This window comes from Sinomonas sp. R1AF57, assembly GCF_002224485.1.
Taxonomy (GTDB): domain Bacteria; phylum Actinomycetota; class Actinomycetes; order Actinomycetales; family Micrococcaceae; genus Sinomonas; species Sinomonas flava.
In genome coordinates this window covers 607,271-626,163 of record NZ_CP022463.1, presented here as the reverse complement: position 1 = coordinate 626,163, position 18,893 = coordinate 607,271, and the positions used below count along the sequence as shown (strand labels likewise).

General features: G+C 71.6%; 16 protein-coding genes and 1 tRNA gene. 5 read left to right on the top strand and 12 right to left on the bottom strand.

Features of this window, described 5'->3' with window-relative positions:
* Positions 1-141: 141 nt before the first annotated feature.
* From CGQ25_RS02945 to CGQ25_RS02925, 5 genes are all read right to left on the bottom strand, one after another.
* Complete coding sequence (locus CGQ25_RS02945) at positions 142-1,437, bottom strand: glycosyltransferase (protein ID WP_208711733.1); 1,296 nt, start codon at positions 1,435-1,437, stop codon at positions 142-144.
* Between the two features lie 87 nt (positions 1,438-1,524).
* Entirely contained in the window at positions 1,525-4,059 is a 2,535-nt protein-coding gene (gene pcrA / locus CGQ25_RS02940) for a DNA helicase PcrA (protein WP_255405534.1), read from the bottom strand.
* Between the two features lie 50 nt (positions 4,060-4,109).
* Positions 4,110-4,358 (bottom strand): hypothetical protein, encoded by a 249-nt coding sequence (locus CGQ25_RS02935; protein ID WP_208711732.1) that lies wholly within the window; start codon positions 4,356-4,358, stop codon positions 4,110-4,112.
* A gap of 66 nt (positions 4,359-4,424) precedes the next feature.
* Positions 4,425-4,934 (bottom strand): DUF892 family protein, encoded by a 510-nt coding sequence (locus CGQ25_RS02930; protein WP_208711731.1) that lies wholly within the window; start codon positions 4,932-4,934, stop codon positions 4,425-4,427.
* A 157-nt stretch (positions 4,935-5,091) separates the two neighbouring features.
* Positions 5,092-5,922, bottom strand: coding sequence for an inositol monophosphatase family protein (locus CGQ25_RS02925; protein WP_208712841.1), 831 nt, complete (start codon positions 5,920-5,922; stop codon positions 5,092-5,094).
* A gap of 65 nt (positions 5,923-5,987) precedes the next feature.
* Here CGQ25_RS02925 and CGQ25_RS02920 point away from each other — a divergent pair, with 65 nt between their 5' ends.
* On the top strand, positions 5,988-6,614 hold the full coding sequence (locus tag CGQ25_RS02920) for a hypothetical protein (protein WP_208711730.1): 627 nt from the start codon (positions 5,988-5,990) through the stop codon (positions 6,612-6,614).
* Between the two features lie 24 nt (positions 6,615-6,638).
* Here CGQ25_RS02920 and CGQ25_RS02915 read toward each other — a convergent pair whose 3' ends face one another.
* Positions 6,639-7,451, bottom strand: a complete 813-nt coding sequence (locus tag CGQ25_RS02915; protein ID WP_208711729.1) for a DUF998 domain-containing protein — start codon at positions 7,449-7,451, stop codon at positions 6,639-6,641.
* A 57-nt stretch (positions 7,452-7,508) separates the two neighbouring features.
* On the opposite strand from CGQ25_RS02915, the gene CGQ25_RS02910 reads away from it, so the two are divergent.
* Both CGQ25_RS02910 and CGQ25_RS02905 read left to right on the top strand, forming a co-directional pair.
* Positions 7,509-7,582 (top strand) — tRNA-Arg (locus CGQ25_RS02910).
* Between the two features lie 13 nt (positions 7,583-7,595).
* Positions 7,596-8,033, top strand: coding sequence for a DUF6314 family protein (locus tag CGQ25_RS02905; protein WP_255405533.1), 438 nt, complete (start codon positions 7,596-7,598; stop codon positions 8,031-8,033).
* 67 nt (positions 8,034-8,100) lie between these two features.
* Here CGQ25_RS02905 and CGQ25_RS02900 read toward each other — a convergent pair whose 3' ends face one another.
* The 4 genes from CGQ25_RS02900 to CGQ25_RS02885 all read right to left on the bottom strand — a co-directional run bounded on the left by CGQ25_RS02900 (position 8,101) and on the right by CGQ25_RS02885 (position 13,068).
* Complete coding sequence (locus CGQ25_RS02900; protein ID WP_208711727.1) at positions 8,101-9,267, bottom strand: alkaline phosphatase family protein; 1,167 nt, start codon at positions 9,265-9,267, stop codon at positions 8,101-8,103.
* Positions 9,264-10,547, bottom strand: a complete 1,284-nt coding sequence (locus CGQ25_RS02895) for an alkaline phosphatase family protein (RefSeq protein ID WP_255405532.1) — start codon at positions 10,545-10,547, stop codon at positions 9,264-9,266. Before CGQ25_RS02895 ends, CGQ25_RS02900 begins: the two co-directional genes overlap by 4 nt.
* Before the next feature lie 93 nt (positions 10,548-10,640).
* Positions 10,641-11,099, bottom strand: coding sequence for an NUDIX domain-containing protein (locus tag CGQ25_RS02890; RefSeq protein ID WP_208711726.1), 459 nt, complete (start codon positions 11,097-11,099; stop codon positions 10,641-10,643).
* 76 nt (positions 11,100-11,175) lie between these two features.
* Positions 11,176-13,068 carry an ABC transporter ATP-binding protein gene (locus CGQ25_RS02885; protein WP_255405531.1) on the bottom strand — a complete coding sequence of 631 codons (1,893 nt, stop codon included), beginning with the start codon at positions 13,066-13,068 and terminating at the stop codon, positions 11,176-11,178.
* A gap of 169 nt (positions 13,069-13,237) precedes the next feature.
* Between CGQ25_RS02885 and CGQ25_RS02880 the strand changes: the two genes are divergently transcribed.
* Together CGQ25_RS02880 and CGQ25_RS02875 are read left to right on the top strand one after the other, a co-directional pair.
* The gene (locus CGQ25_RS02880; RefSeq protein WP_208711725.1) at positions 13,238-13,969 is read left to right on the top strand and encodes a hypothetical protein; all 732 of its coding nucleotides are present in this window, start codon (positions 13,238-13,240) and stop codon (positions 13,967-13,969) included.
* The gene (locus CGQ25_RS02875; protein WP_208711724.1) at positions 13,966-14,685 is read left to right on the top strand and encodes a hypothetical protein; all 720 of its coding nucleotides are present in this window, start codon (positions 13,966-13,968) and stop codon (positions 14,683-14,685) included. The genes CGQ25_RS02880 and CGQ25_RS02875 overlap by 4 nt, the downstream gene beginning before the upstream one ends.
* A gap of 179 nt (positions 14,686-14,864) precedes the next feature.
* On the opposite strand, the gene CGQ25_RS02870 is transcribed toward CGQ25_RS02875, so the two are convergent.
* Positions 14,865-17,900 carry a glycoside hydrolase family 38 C-terminal domain-containing protein gene (locus tag CGQ25_RS02870; protein ID WP_208711723.1) on the bottom strand — a complete coding sequence of 1,012 codons (3,036 nt, stop codon included), beginning with the start codon at positions 17,898-17,900 and terminating at the stop codon, positions 14,865-14,867.
* Between the two features lie 104 nt (positions 17,901-18,004).
* Positions 18,005-18,862, bottom strand: coding sequence for a formate dehydrogenase accessory sulfurtransferase FdhD (gene fdhD / locus CGQ25_RS02865; protein WP_208711722.1), 858 nt, complete (start codon positions 18,860-18,862; stop codon positions 18,005-18,007).
* Positions 18,863-18,893: the final 31 nt, after the last annotated feature.

The window sequence follows — 18,893 nt, the reverse complement described above, 5'->3', positions numbered from 1 at the left end:
TCTGACTCGGAGCACGCGCCGCAGAGAGCCTCCCCACGGCGGGCCTGATGCTCCAAGGGGCAACTCTAGTCCCTCCGCCCCGCACCAGTCCGCCCCGGGAGCCGTTCGTGACCAACCGCACAGCTCTACAATTGGTAGAAATCAGGGGCGGTGCTGTAGGCGGGAGCCGACGGATTCGATGACCTCGATGCTCTCCGCGAGCGGGTCGTGCGCCGCGAGCTCGGCCCGCACGGCCGCGATGCGGGCGCGCATCGCGTCGTCGGCGAGCACACGGTCGACGGCGGCCCGGATCGCCTCGGCCCGCGGGCGCTCGGTGCGCAGGTCCTCGGCGAGGCCGCGGAAGGCGAGCCGCGCGTTGACGTCCCCCTTGCCCTCGTTGAGCCCGGCGACCACCATCGGCACGCCGTGCGCGATCGCCATGAGCACCCCGCCCTGTCCGCCGTTGGTGATGTAGACGTCGGAGGCGGGCAGGACGGCGTCGAAGTCGACGAACTCCTCGACCACGACGTCCGGTCCGCCGATCCGCTCCCGCACCGGCGCCGCCGGCTGCCGCCCCGTGGACACGACCAGCTGCATGCCGCTCCCCCGCAGCGCCTCGACGGCCGGGTACACGAGCTTGGCAAAGTCGGCGGTGTCGATGGTCCCCTGCGAGATGAGCGCACGACGCCGGTACCCGCCGAGCGGGACATCGGCGCCCCGGTCTCCGCCCGGGTCCCGCCACGGCAGGAGCGCACCCACGTGCCGCACCTTGGGGTTGACGCGGCTGCGCGGGAAGTCGAGGCTCTGCGTGCCGGTCTGGATGACGGCGGTCGCGTAGCGGTAGGGCAGGTCCGTCATGACGGTCCGCAGGCTGAAGGGCACCCCGTGCTGTGCGAGGATCTCGCGGTAGCGGACCTTGGCCGGGCGGAACACCACCTGGTTGGACAGGTAGCGCGCCGCGGCGTGCTTGGCGCGGTCGAGCCGGTTCCGTGCCTGCCCGAAGCCGAAGAACATCGGGGGCACGTCCGGGTCGCTCTCGATGTCCCCGATCACGTTGACCGGAACGGAGTGGACGCCGAGCAGCCGCACGGCGAGCTCGGCAGCGAAGAACCCGGTGTCGTGCACGAGGACCGTGAAGGGGAACTCGCCGTGGATCTCGCGCAGGTCCTCGAAGAACCGGCCCACGTTGTCGGCGAAGATGGCCCGGCCGTCGAAGGCGATCTGCCGGGGCCCGCTGAGCTTCACGCGCTCGGGGAAGACCTCGTTGATGTTCTCCGCCGTGATCTCGACGGCCCGCCTGTAGGGCTCATGCCGGACGCCCATGCGCGCGAGCTTCCCCGCGTAGAGGCTTCCGGTGTAGAACGCGACCTCGTGGCCCGCGTCCTGGGCAGCCGCGGCGATCCCGGTGAGCGGGTTGAAGTGGCCGTCCTGGGTGAGGCTGGCGAAGAGGATCTTCATGGCACGGCTCCGTTCACGCCCAGAGACCACTCCTACGGTAGGCCGGGTCTGCGCCCGTGAGAAGGGCTGCGGGGCGTGCCTGCCGCCTCAGCCCACCTTCGTCAGGGGCGCGTACCGCAGCAGGAGTCGCTTCTCGCCGACGTCGAAGCTCACCTTCGCGACGGTCTTGTCGCCCGCGCCCTCGACCCCGATCACGGTGCCGTCTCCGAACGCGGTGTGGTTCACCTTGTCCCCCACGCTGACGGAGATGACCTCCTTCTGCGGCTGCACGCGGCCCTTTTTCGTGGCCGAGGACGCGGGCGAGATCGTGGCAAAGCTCGCGTTCCGGCTCGCCCCGGCGCCCCACGACGAGCCGCCGTACCGGGACCCCGCGCCACCGTACCGGCCGTTGAAGCCGTCTCCGGCGGTGCCCACGGCCGGGGGCCGCTTGGAGCCCTCCCGCTTCCACTGGATGAGCTCGGCCGGGACCTCGCCAAGGAACTGGCTCGCCGGGTAGTACTCGCTCTGGCCCCAGAGGCTGCGGACCTCGGAGCGCGTGAGGTAGAGGCGCTTGCGGGCCCGCGTGAGGCCCACGTACGCGAGGCGCCGCTCCTCGGCGAGCTCGTCGGGGTCCGTGGCTGCGCGACGATGCGGGAACACGCCGTGCTCCATGCCGGTCAGGAACACCACCGGGAACTCGAGCCCCTTGGCTGTGTGGAGGGTCATCAGCGTCACGACGCCCTGCCGCCTCGCCTCGGCGACCGCCGCGTCGACCTCGGCCTGAGAGGCGCCGTCGGGCGTGTCCGGGATCTGGTCTGCGTCCGCCACGAGCGAGACCTGCTCGAGGAACTCCTCGAGGCTGCCCTCGGGGTTCTCGCGCTCGTACTCGCGCACGACGGCGACGAGCTCGGCCAGGTTCTCGACGCGCGACTCGTCCTGGGGGTCCGTCGAGGAACGGAGGCCGGCGAGGTACCCCGTCTGCTCGAGCACGGCCTCGAGCGCCTCGGCGGCGCCCGAGCCCTCCGCGACGGCCGCGAGGTCGTCGAGGAGCTTGACGAAGGCGTTCACCGCGTTGAGCGAGCGGGTCGCCATGCCGGGCGCCTCGTCTGCGCGCCGCATCGCCGCCATGAACGAGACGCGGTCCCGCTCCGCGAGCGCGGCGATCGTCCCCTCGGCCCGCTCGCCGATGCCGCGCTTCGGCTCGTTGAGCACGCGGCGGAGGTTGACGTCGTCGTCCGGGTTGACGAGCACGCGCAGGTAGGCGAGCGCGTCCTTGACCTCCTTGCGCTCGTAGAAGCGCGTGCCCCCCACGACCTTGTACGGCAGGCCGACCCGCATGAGGATCTCCTCGAGGCTGCGGGACTGGGCGTTGGTGCGGTAGAAGACCGCGACGTCGCCGGGGCGGAACTCGCCGGAGTCGGTGAGCCTGTCGATCTCCTTGGCGATGAAGCGTGCTTCCTCATGCTCGTTCTCGGCGGCGTAGCCGATGATCTTCTCGCCGTCGCCCTCCGAGGTCCACAGCCGCTTCTCGGGCCGGTTCGGGTTGCGCGAGATCACGGCGTTGGCGGCGGAGAGGATGGTCTGGGTCGAGCGGTAGTTCTGCTCGAGCTTGATGGTGCGGGCCTCGGGGTAGTCCTTCTCGAACTCGACGATGTTGCGGATGTCCGCGCCGCGGAAGGCGTAGATCGACTGGTCCGAGTCGCCGACCACGGTCAGCTCGGACGCCTCGTCCCCCTCCCCGACGATCTCCCGGACGAGCGCGTACTGGGCGTGGTTGGTGTCCTGGTACTCGTCGACGAGGACGTGGCGGAACCGGCGGCGGTACATCTGCGCGAGCGCGGGGAAGGCCCGGAACATGTACACGGTCTCGGCGATGAGGTCGTCGAAGTCCATCGCGTTGGCCTGGCGCAGGCGCTGCGTGTAGCCCTTGTAGACCTCGGCCACCCCTGCTTCGAAGGGGTCGTTCAGGTTGGCGCGCCCCGCGAAGTCGTCCGCGTCGATGAGCTCGTTCTTGAGCGAGGAGATCTTGTGCTGGACGGCCTTGGGTGCCACCTTCTTGGGGTCGAGCTCGAGGCCCTTGTGCACGAGGGTGATGAGCCGGAGGGAATCCGCCGAGTCGTAGATCGAGAAGTTGGAGTTCAGGCCCACGGACTTCGCCTCGCGGCGCAGGATCCGCACGCACGAGGAGTGGAAGGTCGAGATCCACATCCGCTGTGCCCGCTCGCCCACGAGCGCCTCGATGCGCTCGCGCATCTCCGCCGCGGCCTTGTTGGTGAACGTGATGGCGAGGATCTCCCCGTGGTGCGCCCGGCGCGTCGCGATGAGGTAGGCGATGCGGTGCGAGAGCACGCGCGTCTTGCCCGAGCCGGCGCCGGCGACGATGAGCAGGGGGCTCCCCGCATGGGTCACGGCCTCGAGCTGCTGGGGGTTGAGGCCCTCGAGCAGGCGCGCCGCCGACTCCTCGGCCTCGCGCCGGGCGTCCTCGGCGGGGTCGGAGGCCGGCAGCCAGCCGGCAGGCATGTCCTCGGGCGCGCCGTATTCCTCGTCGGGAACCGGCGGCAGCTCGTCGGGATCCGGTTCCTGCGCGCCCCCGGGCACACCGGGCTTGGGCACGTGGGCATAGGGATCGAAGAGCATATCCATGATCCCTCTATTTTAGGCCGCCGGTGCCGGCGGAGCGGCAGCCTGCGGGATCACCCGCCGGCGCCGTCCCTGCGCACCCCGTACCGGTGCCCCTCACTGTCCACCTCGACCTCGATCCCGTCGACCTCGTGCTGGGTCCTGAGGTCCTCCGGGTTGGGCCGGTGCCGCAGCTCCTCCTGGGCGATGCGCCGGTTCGCGGGCCCGTAGACGTCCCGCAGCCGGCCCATGACACGCATGAACGTGCTCACGCGCGTCTCCGGAGCGCCCGGCTCGTGCTGGTTCTCGTTGTGGTGTCTCATCGTTCCTCCCGTCGTGGCTCCCCCGCTCAGTGGTGCGTCAGCCCCTCAGGCCCCGCTCGGTCCGTCTCAGTCCGGCCGGGCCTGGACGGTGTCCCCGCTGGCGAAGACGGTGCGCATGAGCCCGAGCACCTGGTTGCGTGAGGAGAGCTGCTCCGCGACGCACTTCTCGAGGCGGTCCGCGACGTCCCCTTCGAGCCACTCCCTGGCGTAGACGGCGAGCGGCTCGTACGCCGCGATGGCCGCGTACTGGATCTCGAGCGCGAGCGGCAGGACCGCGAGGTCGAGGATGCCCTCGTCGGTCTTGCGGACCACGGAGTGGACCTCCTTGTCGAGCCCGTCCGCGGTATGCGCAACAGGAACGGCGACGTTGCGCTCCAGTTCGGCGAAGAGGTCCTCGAGGGCGGCAGTATGGGCCCTGGCCTCCTCGGACAGGTCCCGCATCAGGGCCCCGACCTCCGCGCGCTGCGCGTGCTGCTCAAGGGTCCCCAGGGTCACGATCGCCCGCCGGGTGGTTCCCCGGGCGATGCCCATCCGGTACACGAAGAGTTCATGGGCCTCGGAAAAGTGCTCAAACATGGCAGTCCGTCGCCTCCCAGCTGGCGTGCGGCGGGCGCGAAGCCTGTTGGCACTTCTTGCGGGGCGTCCGCCTCAGTCCTTGGGTCCATTGTCCCGCCGCCTCACAGGGGCTGCAACAATGGACGCGCCATCGCCCGTGCGGGCGGCCCGCGCCGCCTCAGCCGAGCCGCGCCGAGGCGAGCGCTGCCACGACCTCCCGCACCGCCGTCGTGCCCCCCGCCGCGAACCAGGTGAGCCCATTGACCTCCACGGTGGCGGTCGAGCCGCCCGCCGCGGTCACGATCGCCTTGCCGGGAAGCCAGTCCCACTGCGGGCAGGAGTGCTGGAACCAGACGCCGATCTCGCCGGTGGCCACGCGGGCCAGGTCGCACGAGCCGGAGCCGAGGATGCGGATCGACGCGGCCTGGACGGCCGCGGCGTGCCAGGGCATCGCGGACAGCGGCTGCTCGAGCCAGCGCGGCTGGATGGACGTCGCCGCGCCGAGGAGCCCGAGCCGCGCGTCGGCCGGCCCGGCGAGCGCCTCGCCGTTGAGGGTCGCCGGCGTGGCGTCGCCTCCCACCCACAGCTTGTCCTCCTGGGGCTGGTAGATCGCGCCGAGGAGGGACTCCGGGTCGGCGTCGCTGTCGGCCGCCTCGCCGCGCAGGGCGAGCGCCGAGCACCAGTAGCTCGAGCCCGTGAAGAAGTTGAGCGTCCCGTCCACGGGGTCGATCACCCACGTGCGCCCCGAGGCCGAGGGCACCTGTGCCCCCTCCTCGCCGAACACGCCGTCGTCCGGGCGGCAGCGCCGCAGCTGGGCCAGGACGTAGGCCTCGGCGGCCTTGTCGGCGGCGGTGACGATGTCCGAGACGGAAGTCTTGCGCTCGGCGTCGAGCCCGTCCTGCCGCATCCGCAGCGCGAGGTCGCCCGCGGCCCGCACGAGGGCGGCGGCCAGGTCCGCGTCGTTCAGACCGGGGTCGAGGTCGGGAAGGGAATCGAGGTGCTCGCTCATCTCAGCCACGGCCCCCAGCCTACCGGCGCCCAGTCCACCGGCGCCCGGGAGGCGATAATGGGACCATGTCCAAGACCCCCGCCCAGCGGGCGCGCAAGCACGGCGACCGGGCTGCGGTCCCGCCGGGAGCCCGTGCCGGCCAGCCCGTGAACCCGACGACCCAGCGGACGCCCGAGCAGGCCCAGGGCAACGCGAAGCTCATCATCATCGCAGGCCTCGTGGCGAGCGTCTTCATGTTCTGGTACCTGCACCTGCTGACCCTGACGCAGATGACCCAGCTCTCCGGCGGCCTCGCCATGCCGGACTCGCTCATCGGCGGGTTCTCCCCCGACTACATCTCCCAGCTGCGCGGGGCGATGGACGACGACGCCCTCGGCCAGCTCAACTACGTGCACAAGACCGCGGGGACCATCTTCCCGCTCGCGGCCGGGTTCACGTTCCTGCTGGTGTTCGGCTCCTGGCTCAAGGCCAAGGCCCAGCGATGGTCCGCGTTCGCGCTCGTGGCCGCATTCGTCGTCGTGCGCCTGGCGGGCAACGTGGCCGTCGACACCGCTCTGGGCTCACCCGCCGACACCGGGGCAGCCGTGCTCGCGTCGGTGCTCGTCGTGGCCGGGTGGGTGCTGCTGGTCCTCATGCTCGCGGCGGCCGCGGCTGCCGTCCTGCTGGCCAGGAGGCAGCGCACGACGGCGTGATCCCGGCGCTGCGGTCCGGCCGCCTCAGGCGCGGGCTCTGGCGAGCGCCCGCGCGGCCCGGGCGGGCACGCCCAGCCGCCACGCGAGGACGGCGCCCACGAGGGCGATGCCGATCGTGACCGGGTAGCCCATGAGCCGCTCGAGGGTGCCGGGTTCGGGCACGCGCATCTGCAGCGCGCCGCCCACGAGGGTCGAGGTGAGCGCCGTCGCGCCCAGGAGCAGGACCGGCCAGGCGGCGGCCGTGCGGCGCAGCCAGAGGAGTCCGAGGACCACGAGCGCGCACGAGCCGCCCAGGAAGTAGGCGGTGGCGCCCGCCAGATGGATGGACTCCACCGAATCCTGCGGGAAGAGTCCCACGACCGCCACCCCGATCCCCGCGGCCGCGAGCAGGAGCCGGACCGCGAGCGTGGCGAGCCGCGGGACGGCGACCGTCGCGTGGGAGGCGAGGGGCGGCGTCGTGCGCATCAGGGCGGCGGTGAGGCGGCGCTCGGCGAGCACGGCCGGCCACTCGGCGGCGACCCGGAGCACCGGGGACGTCAGGAGCAGCGCGGCGATGACCATGCCGATCCCCTGCAGCACGAAGGAGACGTCCATGAGGGCGTGGAGGGGCGAGCAGATCTCACGGGTGCCGTGGAGGCCACAGCTGACCTGGCCGAGGTCCGAGATGAAGCCGAGCCTGCGGCTGTACGGCGCGGGTCCGGCCCACTGGGCGATCGTGGCCGCCTCGGCGGCGAAGAACTGCACGACGCTCACGGCCGACCACGCGCCGAGGTAGAGCCGGATGCGTTCCGTCCGGCCGCCGTCGCCCGAACCCTGCCGAGACCGTGCCTGTGCCACGTCGCCAGCCTAGCCTCACGACCTTGTATGCTGGTGCGTGCCCGCTCTCGCGGGCGGGCCCCCGTAGCTCAGTAGGATAGAGCGGCCCTCTCCTAAAGGGCAGGCCATCGGTTCGATTCCGGTCGGGGGCACTTGTCGTATCCAGTGCCTGACCTGTACGCGTTCCTCCGCGGCACGTGGTCCGTCGAACGGACGATGCTGGACCGCGCGACCGGCGCCCGGGGCCGCTTCTCGGGCACGGTCACCTTCGCCCCCCTCAGCACCGATGCGGACGACGGCGCGCTGCAGCAGCGCGAGGAGGGCACCGTCCGCTGGGGCGCCCACGAGGGACCGGCGACGCGGGAGTACGTCTGGCGGCCCGGAGCGCACCCGGGCGCGATGGAGGTCTTCTTCGCCGACGGGCGCCCCTTCCACTCGGTCGACCTCACCCGCGCGGCCTCCGACGGCACCCACTGGTGCTCCCCCGACGACTACCGCGTGTACTACGAGGCGGTGGGCCCCGACGAGCTGCGCTGGACGTGGGACGTCACCGGCCCGGCGAAGGACCTGCTCCTGGAGAGCGTCCTGCGCCGGACCCGCTGACCCTGCCGTCCCTTCGCGTTGAGGGGTCATGTCCCTGTGCTGAGGGGTCATGTCCCTGCGCTGAGGGTCAGACCCCCTTGTTGTACACGTCGAGCCCGAAGCGGTTGAGGCCCGGGGCGCCGGCGTACCCGAGGTAGGGCAGGCCGTTGAGATCCTCGACGCTCGCGAGCAGGCTGTAGTGGTTGTACGGGGTCGTGGACCACGTCCCGCCCGCGGTGAACGGCGAGAGCACGAGCGCGCCGACGCGGCCACCGCCCATCCCCGTGATGCCGGGCAGCGCGGCGTTCGGGCCGGGCCCCTCGCCGCAGCACGCGCTCGCGTCCTGCTGCGGGCCGTCGGACTCGTCGAACGTGATGACCAGCACGCCGTCCTTCGTGAACGCGGGCGAGTTCGTGATGACGGGCACCCACTGCTTCAGCCAGGCGTCGGCCGAGACGAGGCCGCCGGGCTGGCCGTCCACGCAGGGGGAGTCATGCCCGTCATGGCAGAGGTTGGGGGTGATGAAGGAGACTGCCGGGGTGGTCGAGGCCGAGGCGAGGTCGCCGCTGAGGGCGGTCAGGTCGACGTCGTTCTTGGCGCAGTCCGGGGAGCGGGTGATGCCCGCGAAGTACACGAACGGATTGTGGCGCGCGGCGTACTGGTCGCCGACCCGGGCCTTCTGGGTGTCGTCCACCGCGCCGGGCTGGGGATGGCGGCAGGGCGTGCCCATGTCCTCCATGTAGCCCTTCCACGTCTTGCCGGCCGCGGTGAGCTGGTCCGCGACCGTCGGCACGCCGGACGGGTACACGCACCCGCTGCCCACCGCCTGGCCCTGGGCCGCGGTGCCGGTCTGGACGAACGGCGAGTAGGTCTGGCAGTCCGCCTGGGTCTGGCTGTTCGGGCCCTGGCCCGAGATCTGGGAGATGTAGTTGTCCAGGGAGTTGTGGCCGGTGCCGTAGTAGCTGTTCAGCAGGACGCCCTGCGAGCGCAGCGTCTGCGAGAGGTAGGGCGCCTGCGAGGACGCGCCCCACGTCTCGTCGTAGCCCTTGTTCTCGAGGTTGATGACGAACACGTGGGAGCTCGCGGGCAGGTACTGCGGCGCGGTGTCGGCCGCGCTTGCCTCTTGGCCCCCTCCGGCACGCACGAGCGCGACGGCGGCGAGCACCAGCACGGCGAGGGCTCCGAGCACGACGGCGAGCGGGCGCCGTCGTGCGGAGAAGGCAAGGGCGCCCGGGGCGAGCTGTGGGCGGTTCATGCGAGCTTCCATCCTTCCGCGATGGCGCGGTTCTTGAGCGGGTGCCACTCGTCCTCCGGGTCCCCGCCGGGGAGGGGCGTGCAGGGCGCGCCGGCGGCGAAGGGAGGGACCGTGTAGGCCGGGGCGGCGAGGTTGGGCGCCGAGGCGAAGTCGAGGACCTCGGCGATGTTGGCGGCGTTGGCGTCGCGTGGGGTAAGGGCCTGGAGGTTCCAGCGCCACTCGATGGCCTTGAGGACCGAGGTGTGGTCGTAGGTGCCGGACGCGACCGCGCCGCGGCGGGCGAAGGGCGAGACGACGAGGGCGGGAACCCGGAAGCCGCGCAGCGCCGTCGCCTGGCTGGTGTCGGGGGCGGTGGTCGGCGCGACGTGGTCGTAGAAGCCGCCCCACTCGTCGAAGTTGACCACGAGCATGGTGCGGGACCACGTCGGCGACGTCGTCACGGCGCGGTAGACCTCGTTGAGGAAGAGCTCTCCCGACCGGACGTCCGCGTGGGGGTGGTCGTCGCCGGATGTTCCCGAGCCCTCGTCCATGAAGCGCGGGTCGACGAAGCTGACCGACGGCAGGGTGCCGGCGGCGCAGTCGCTGAGGAACGCCGAGTACGGCGAGGAGATCGGCATGTACTTGGTCCCCCACAGCGCGAGGAACGGCACGTCGGAGTAGTAGTACTTCCCACTGACGCCGGCGGCGGCGAGACGGTCCCAGATGGTGGGGATGGTCGCGTTCGCGGAGGAGTTGTGGATGCGGTCCGTCTGGGCGGCGTGCTGGTAGAAGCGATTCGGGTACGTCTCTGCCATCACCGCCGCGAAGTAGTTGTCGCAGACGGTCCAGCCGGGCGCGGCCTGGGCGAAGAACGCGAGGTCGGCGTCCGTGTAGTAGCCGATGGCGAAGTCGTCGTTGTCGCCGGCGCGGAGCCAGCCGTCGCACCTGCCGTTGTTGAACTCGATCAGCCCGCCCTCCTGCGAGTGGTCGGGGTCGGGGTGGCTGCACCCCTGGTAGTCGGCCAGATGGTGCGTTCCGTGCGGGATGCCGTAGCGGTCGGTGTAGATGAGGCCGCTCTGCTTCCCGTCGGCGCCGGGGAGCCACCCGAGGAAGTGGTCGAAGGAACGGTTCTCCATCATCACGACGATGATGTGCTCGACCCCGGACGCGGCCGGGTCGGCGGGCAGGGCGGAAGGCGCGATGACCCGGGCGGCGGACGGCGCGGCGGCCCCGGTGAGGGCTGCGGCGCCGAGGGCGGCGAGGGACGCTGCTGAGAGGAAGCTGCGGCGGGTAGTGGTCACGGCCCACCAAGTTACCGGCGGGTAGTGCCGCAGGCGGCGGACTTCAGCGACTGTTCATGCCCGGTTCGCCGATTTCCCACCTGGCGCCCAGCTTCAGGAGGCTGCCCGCGTTGAGGGGTCATGTCCCTGTGTTGAGGGGTCGCGTCCCTGCCGCGCAAGCAGGGGAAGGACGTGGTCCGTCAGGAGCGGCGCCAGATCCTCCGACGGCTCGGCGTCGGGATCGATCCAGCGGAGCTCCTCGATCTCGGCAGCGGGATGGACCTCGCTCGGGTTGTGCTCCCCGGGCGCGGTGAACACCGTCGCCTCGATGTCGGTGGCGGCTTCATTCGCGGCGAGCGCAATCCAGGCGCCCAGCAGCACGAGGTCCTTGGCCGGGACGTCGATGCCCACCTCTTCGGACAGCTCACGGCTCGCGGCCTCCGCCGCGGACTCGCCCGGCTCGGGCTTTCCGCCCGGATGCATGAAGCGGTCGGTCCCCCGCTTGCGGACGGTTAGGAGGCGCCCCTCCGGCGAGTAGACGCACACGGCAGAGACGGTGATCCGGGCAGGCACAGTCAGAGACTATCCCGAGGACCGTCGGCGCAGGGACATGACCCCTCAACACAGGGACATGACCCCTCAACCGGGGCTACTGCGCGAATTCGTCCGCCACCGCAGATGCCTCCGCGAACTGGGTCGTGTACAGCTCGGCGTAGCGGCCGCCGGCCGCGAGGAGTTCGGCATGCGTCCCGCGCTCCACGATCCGGCCGTCCTCCACCACGAGGATCTGGTCCGCGGCCCGGACCGTCGAGAGCCGGTGGGCGATCACGACGGCGGTGCGGCCCTCGAGCGCCTCGGCGAGGGCCGCCTGCACGGCGGCCTCGTTGGTCGAGTCCAGGGCGGCGGTGGCCTCGTCGAGGATCACGACGCGGGGCGCGGCGAGCAGGAGACGTGCGATCGTCAGCCGCTGGCGCTCGCCGCCGGAGAGCCGGTAGCCCCGCTCCCCCACGATGGTGCCCAGACCGTCCGGCAACGAGCGCACCATCGCCTCGAGCCTCGCGCGGCGCAGCACGTCCCACAGCTCCTCGTCGGAGGCGCCGGGGCGGACGAGCCGCAGGTTCTCGGCGATGGTCTCGTGGAACAGGTGCCCGTCCTGGGTGACCATCCCGACCGTGCCGCGCATGGACTCGAAGGTCGTGTCCCGCACGTCGACGCCGCCGATGCGCACGGCGCCCGAGTCGACGTCGTACAGCCGGGCCACGAGCTGGGCGACCGTGGACTTGCCCGCGCCCGAGGAGCCGACCAGCGCCACCGTCTGCCCCGGGTCGACCCGGAACGAGATGCCGTGGAGCACCTCCTCGCCGCCGCGCGTGTCGAGCACCGCGACCTCCTCGAGGGACGCGAGGGAGACCTTCTCGGCGCTCGGGTAGGCGAAGCGGACGTCGTCGAACTCGACGGGCACCGCGCCCGAGGGCAGCGCCTTGGCGTCGGGCTTCTCGGTGATGAGCGGGGCGAGGTCGAGCACCTCGAACACCCGCTCGAAGCTCACCAGGGCGCCCATGATCTCCACGCGCGCGTTGGAGAGGTTGGTGATCGGCGCGTACAGGCGGGTCAGGAGCAGGGCGAGCACGACGACGTCGCCCGCCGCGAGCTGCCCGCCGATCGCGAGCCAGCCGCCCACCCCGTAGACGAGCGCGAGGGCGAGCGAGGAGACCAGGGTGAGCGCGGTGATGAACGTGAAGGTCAGCATCGAGGAGCGGATCCCGATGTCCCGCACACGCCTGGCGCGCACGGCGAACTCGCGCGACTCCTCGTTGGGGCGGCCGAACAGCTTGATGAGCGTGGCGCCCGGGGCGGAGAAGCGCTCGGTCATCTGCGTGCTCATGGCGGCGTTGTGGGCCGCGGCCTCGCGCCGCAGGTCGGCGACGCGGCCGCCCATGCGGCGTGCCGGGACGAGGAAGATCGGCAGGAGGATGAGCGCGAGGAGCGTCACGAGCCATGACTTCTGCGCCATGACGGCAACGGTGAGGACGAGGGCGACGGCGTTGCTGACGACGCCGGAGAGGGTGCCCGCGAACGCCGACTGGGCCCCGATGACGTCGTTGTTGAGCCGGCTCACGAGCGCGCCGGTGCGGGTCCGGGTGAAGAACGCGATGGGCATCTTCTGCACGTGGTCGAAGACAGCCCGGCGGAGGTCGAGGATCACGCCTTCGCCGATGGTCGCGGACAGCCACCGGGTCAGGAGTCCGAACCCGGCATCGGCGACCGCGACGACGGCAATGAGGACGGCGAGCCACACGACGGTGGAGACGTCCTCGCGCGCGACGATCGCGTCGACGACCTGCCCGGCCAGGACCGGGGTCGCGACCGCGAGCACCGCCGCGACGACCGAGGCGAGCACGAACGCCACCAGCCGCCCGCGGTGCGGCCTCGCGAAGCCGAGGACCCGGCGGAGGGTCTCGCGGTTGAACGGGTTCCTGCCGTCCTTGGCCCGCGTGATCTGATGCAGCGAGCTCCACGCCGCGCTGTACATGCTGCTCATGAACTCTCCCGAGAAAGTGAAAGACCCGCCGACTCGCGATTGGGGGGTGCGCGAGCCGGCGGGCTAAGACCAGCATAGGGCAGCCCCCGGACAACGTAAAATCGACACGCAGGACCAAGCCGCCCGCCCGGGGAGCTCTCGCGCGGCTGAAATGGAAGGAGGGGGTTCCGTGCCTGTCTCAGCGTTGGACTTCCGCCACTGGATGCAGGAACTCGCTCCAGGCAAGTCCGCCGCCGACATCTGCCGCAGGTCAGGCGTCAAGCGGAGCACCCTCGCCCAGCAGCTGGTCCGCGGGAAGGTCCCCGAGGCGACCGTCGTCGCAGTCGCCCGCGCGTACGGGCAGAACCCCGTCCTCGGCCTCGCGCGTTTCGACCCGTACCGCGAGCTCGCGGCGAGCACCGCGCCTCCGACCGACGCCGAACTTCTCAGCCAGGTCCCCACGGCCCGCTTCCTGCGCGAGCTGCTGGTCCGCAGCGGCGAGCTGGCCCCCAACGGCACGCACCCGGCGTCGGCCGCGGCGGGCCATCCGGATGCGGCGGTGCGCCAGTGGGTCGAGGCGATCGACGACGGCGAGCTGCGACAGCGTGTGAGCATCGCCTCCGGCGTGGCCCCCCAGAACTTCTCGGCCCAGCTGAGCGCGAACCGCCTGAGCCCCGAGCTCGCCGTCAGCACGGCGAGGGAGGCCGGGGTCGGCCTCCGGAACGGCCTCGTGGTCACCGGGCTGGTGACGGCAGGCGAGGCGGGATGGCCGCCCGAGGCCACCGAGGGCGCGCTCAGGCGGCTCCCCGACGCCGAACTGGTCCTCATGGCCTCCGAGCGGCTCGCGGCCCTGGGCAAGAACCTGCGGCGCGCCGCCACCGACGAGCGCGCCGCATCGCGCGTCTGGGAGCACCTCGGATGACCTGGCTCGCCTGGATCACGTTCGGCATCGCCGTCCTGCTCGCCGTCGTGCGGATCCCCGCGGCCCTCCGCGGGGAGAACCGCCTCATGATGTGGCTCTTCACCCTGTTCGCCGCCACCATCCTCCTCAGCATCGAGCGGCCCTACCTCGCCATCGACGCCCTGCTCGGCGGAGTGAACCTCGCCAACCTCCTCCTGCGCTTCTTCATCTACGCCGTGTGCCTGCTGCTGGCGGTGCGGATCGCGCGGGCCTTCGGGTCCCGCGGGGCCGAGCAGGCCCTGTACGGCCCCTGGGGCCTGGGCGCGCTGGGGGTCGTGGCCGCGGGGACGGTGGCGTCCTTCCTCCTCATGGGACTGCAGCCGTCGAGCGTGGGCCTGCACGAGGGCACCGACGAGGTCTGGTTCGGCGTCTACGCCGCCTTGGGGCGCGTGTACCCCACGTTCACCGGTGTGGTGCTCATCCCCTCGCTGGTCCGGGCGACGGTCGGGGCTGCCCTGCCGGCGCTGCGCGTTGCCGCCGGGCTGATCGGCGCGGGCTATACCCTGCTGATCTTCACGAACCTCTTCCCGCTCATGCCGCTCTCCTGGGTGCCCGTCATGCAGACGATGAACTATTCGGTGCTCCTGCTGCTCTTCGCCGGGCTGACGGTGATCTGGGTCGCCAGCCTGCAGGCCCGTCGCCGCGCCGCGTCCGCCCCGCGACGTCTCACAAGGTAAAAATCCAGCACATTGAGGAACTGAATTCACATTTTCATTAGGACGTGCCACAATCATGATTGTGTGAACACGGCCTGTCAGGGGGACAGGGTGGTTCTTCATTGGGGGGATGAGTGGCGGCGGCCTTCGGGCCGCCACCACTCAGCCATTTAAGGGCAAGCTCACACAGGCGCTGGGGCTTATGGACGGCGGAAGCGCAGCGTGACGAGCTCGAACGGGCGCACGCTGAGCTGGACCGTACGGCCCGTCGCGCCCGTGATGGGCGAGGGCGCTCCCGGCGCGAGCAGTCGCTCGAGCAGGTCGACCGCGTCGACCCCCGCGCACTCGAACCCCGCCTCGACCTCGGCCGCCGCTCTGGTACCGAGGGACTCGTAGAGCCGCACGACGACGTCGCCCGAACCGTCGGCGGCGAGCTTCACGGCCTCCACCACGAGCGAGGACTCCGAGACGGACACGAGCGCCTCGACGTCGCGCGCGCCCCGTACCGTCCGCTCGGGCAGGTTGAGCTCGTAGCCCTCGCGCAGCGCGTCGGCGATCCCCGCCCCCGGCGCGAGGACGACCGTGAACCGGTGCAGTCCGGAATCAGCCGCCGGGTCCGGGTACAGCGGCGACTTCAGCAGGGAGAGCCGCACGGTCGTCGTCGTGCCCCCGTCGCTGCGGACGGTGCGCGTGACGTCGTGGCCGTAGGTCGCGTCGTTCGCGAGAGCGACGCCGTAGCCCGGCTCGCCCACGTGGATCCAGCGGTGCGCGCAGATCTCGAACCTGGCCGCGTCCCACGACGTATTCACCGCGACGGGGCGCCGCACATGGCCGAACTGCGTCTCCGAGGAGCTGTGCTCGGCGCGGAGGTCGAGGCCGAAGCCGAGCTTGAGGAGCTTCTGGCGCTCGTGCCAGTCGACCTCGGTCTCGATACGCAGGGACGTCGCGCCGGGGGCGAGCACGAGGCGCTGGCGCACCCGCGATGCGCCGAAGGACCGCTCGACCACGAGCACCGCCTCCCCCTCCGCCCCGTCTCCCGGCCCCACCGCGTCCGCGCCCATGATCGCCTCGGCGCTGTTGCGGTAGAACTCGTCCAGGTCCCAGGCGTCCCACTCGTTGGGGGTGTCCCGGTGCAGCTCGAACAGGTTCGAGCGCGCCCCCGGGGCGATCGCGTCACGCCCCGACACCGCGTCCACGAGGCCCACGAGGAACCCCTCGCCGTCGACCTCCGCGCGCACCGCGCCGTTCTCGAGGACCCAGCCCCCGCCCCTCGCGGCGAGGGTCGCCGGCCGCTCGGGGCGCACGACGGCGCCCGCGGCCAGAGCCGGGACTCCCGCCCTGGCCCGGGGCGCGGCGTTGAGCAGGATCTCGCGGTCTCCCGCGCCCACGAGCGATTCCGCCGCACGCGCGATGAGTCCCTCGAGGCCGCGCTCGATCGCGGCGTAGTTCCGCTCGGCGTCGCGGTGCACCCATGCGATCGCGCTACCCGGGAGGATGTCGTGGAACTGCTGGAGGAGGGTGAGCCTCCACAGGCGCTGGAGCTCGTGCGCCGGGTAGGGCGCGCCCGCCCGGACAGACGCCGTGGCGCACCACAGCTCGGCCTCGCGCAGGAGGTGCTCGGAGCGCCGGTTCCCCCGCTTGGTGCGCGCCTGGGCGGTGTAGGTGCCGCGGTGCTTCTCGAGGTACATCTCCCCCGCCCACACGGGCGGAGACGCGTACTCCGCCTCGGCCTCGGTGAAGAACCGCCGCGGCGAGGCCACTTCGAAGCGGGGTGAGCCCTCGAGGTCGTCCCAGCGCCGCGCGGCCGCCATCATCTCCCGGGTGGGGCCGCCGCCGCCGTCGCCGTAGCCGAACGGGAGGAGGGACACCGTGGCGCGTCCGTGCTCGCGGAAGTTCCGCTCGGCGTGGGCGAGGTCAGAGGCGCGCAGGTCCGAGTTGTAGGTGTCCGCGGGCGGGAAGTGCGTGAACACGCGGGTGCCGTCGATCCCCTCCCAGAGGAATGTGTGGTGGGGGAAACGGTTGACCTGGTTCCAGGAGATCTTCTGGGTCAGGAACCACCGGTTGCCCGCCGAGCGGGCAATCTGCGGGAGCGCGGCCGAGTAGCCGAAGGTGTCGGGGAGCCAGGTCTCCTCGCATTCCGCCCCGAACTCCTCGAGCAGGAAACGCTTGCCCTCGAGGAACTGGCGGGCCAGGGCCTCCCCGCCCGGCATATTCGTATCCGACTCGACCCACATCCCTCCGACGAGGACAAAGCGCCCCTCGGCGACCTTCTCCTTGATCCGCTCGAACAGCTGAGGGTAGCCGTCGCGGATCCAGGCCAGCTCCTGGGCCTGCGAGCAGGCGAAGACCAGGTCCGGGTCCTCGTCCATGAGCGCGACCACGTTGGAGAATGTGCGGGCGCACTTGCGCTGCGTCTCCCGCACCGGCCACAGCCAGGCCGCGTCGATGTGGGCGTGGCCCGTGCCGATGATCCGGTGGGCGCTCGCCGTCGCCGGCTGCGCGAGGACGCCGGCGAGCGCGTCGCGTCCCGCAGGCGCCGTGCCTGCGACGTCGGAGGGGTCCACGGCGTCCGCCATGCGCTCGAGCGCGCGCAGGATCTGGTGCCGCCGCGGACGGTCGTCGGGAAGCTCATGCATCAGGGAGGTGAGGGCTGAGGCGTCCTGGAGGAGCTCCCATGCGGTGGTGTCCCGCTCTGCGAGGACCATGCGGCCGAGCCGGTAGAGGGGTTCGGTGCCCGCAGTGGCGGCGTCGCCGAGCGGGGTCGGCTGGAACGTCCACCCTTGGGCGATGTCAGGATTCGCCGCCGCCTCGACGTAGAACTCGACGTCGCGCCCTCCTCCCAGCGCTGCGAGCGGGACGTAGTGGTTGCGCGGGTTCAGGGCCTTGACGGTCGTGCCGTCGGCGCGCCACACGAGCCCTTCGCACTGGAAGCCGGGCAGTTCGGTGGTGAATCCGAGGTCGACGACGGCCTCGAGGTCCGTGCCCGGGCCTCCCCACCCGGGGGGAACCTCGCCGGTGAGGCGCAGCCATGTCGTGCTCCACGGCGGGCCCCATGGGGCTCCTTCTGCCGCCGGGACGAACGCCTGCCGCAGGGCCTCTGCGACGGGCACGGGTTCCCCCGGCGCGTCCCAGCGTTCGACCGTCAGGGGGATGGAACGGCGGTAGACGGCGCGCTGCAGGCGCTCCCGGATGAACCTGTCGATGCGCGCCTCGATGATCCGGCGGTCGTCATGCACGGAATATCCAATCAGTTGACAAACCTGTGGACATCAAAGCTACTCCGCCGTATCCCCCGGCGGAACGGACGGCCGGTCTCATTTCGGTACAGATCCGAGAGGGACTACGAGGCGACCAGCCGCTCGTGTCCCGCGTAGACGTTGAAGCCGTCCCCGCGGCTGAAGCCGATGAGGGTGACCCCGGACTCTTCGGCCAGCTCCACTGCCAGCGTCGACGGAGCGCTGACGGCTGCCAGGACGGGGATGCCGGCCATCGCAGCCTTCTGCACGAGCTCGAAGGAGGCGCGCCCGGAGACCTGCAGGACGGTCCCGGCGAGCGGCAGCCGGCCCTCGCGGAGGGCCCAGCCCACGACCTTGTCCACCGCGTTGTGACGCCCAACGTCCTCCCGGAGGCAGAGCAGCTCAGCCGAGGTGCCGTCGTCGCCGACCGAGAACAGCCCGGCGGCGTGCACCCCGCCGGTCCGGTCGAAGAGCGCCTGGGCCGCGCGCAGGCGGGCGGGCAGGCCGGCGACGAGCTCGGGGAGCAGCCGCACGCCGTCGCCCGCGGGGCTGTGGTGGGAGGAGCGCCGCACCGCCTCGATCGACTCGGTCCCGCAGATCCCGCACGAGCTCGACGTGTACACGTTGCGGCCGGTGGCGGGCAGCGGCACGCCGGGGCGCAGCTGGGCGTCGACGACGTTGAACGTCTGCCGGCCCTGCTCGTCCTCCCCCGCGCAGAAGCGCTCGGAGACGAGCTGCCCGGACTCCCACACGACGCCCTCGGAGACGAGGAACCCGGCCACGAGGTCGAAGTCGTCCCCGGGCGTGCGCATCGTCACGCTGTAGGTCATGCCGCCCAGCGGCGTGGACAGCCGGATCTCGAGCGGCTCCTCGACCGCTAGCACGTCCTCCTTGTGGCGCACGGGGTGCTCGCTGCCCAGGACGTACTTGTGCACCTTGCGGCGCTGGCTCAACCGGCCCATCACGGCCTCCTAGCTCGGTTCTGGCGGCATG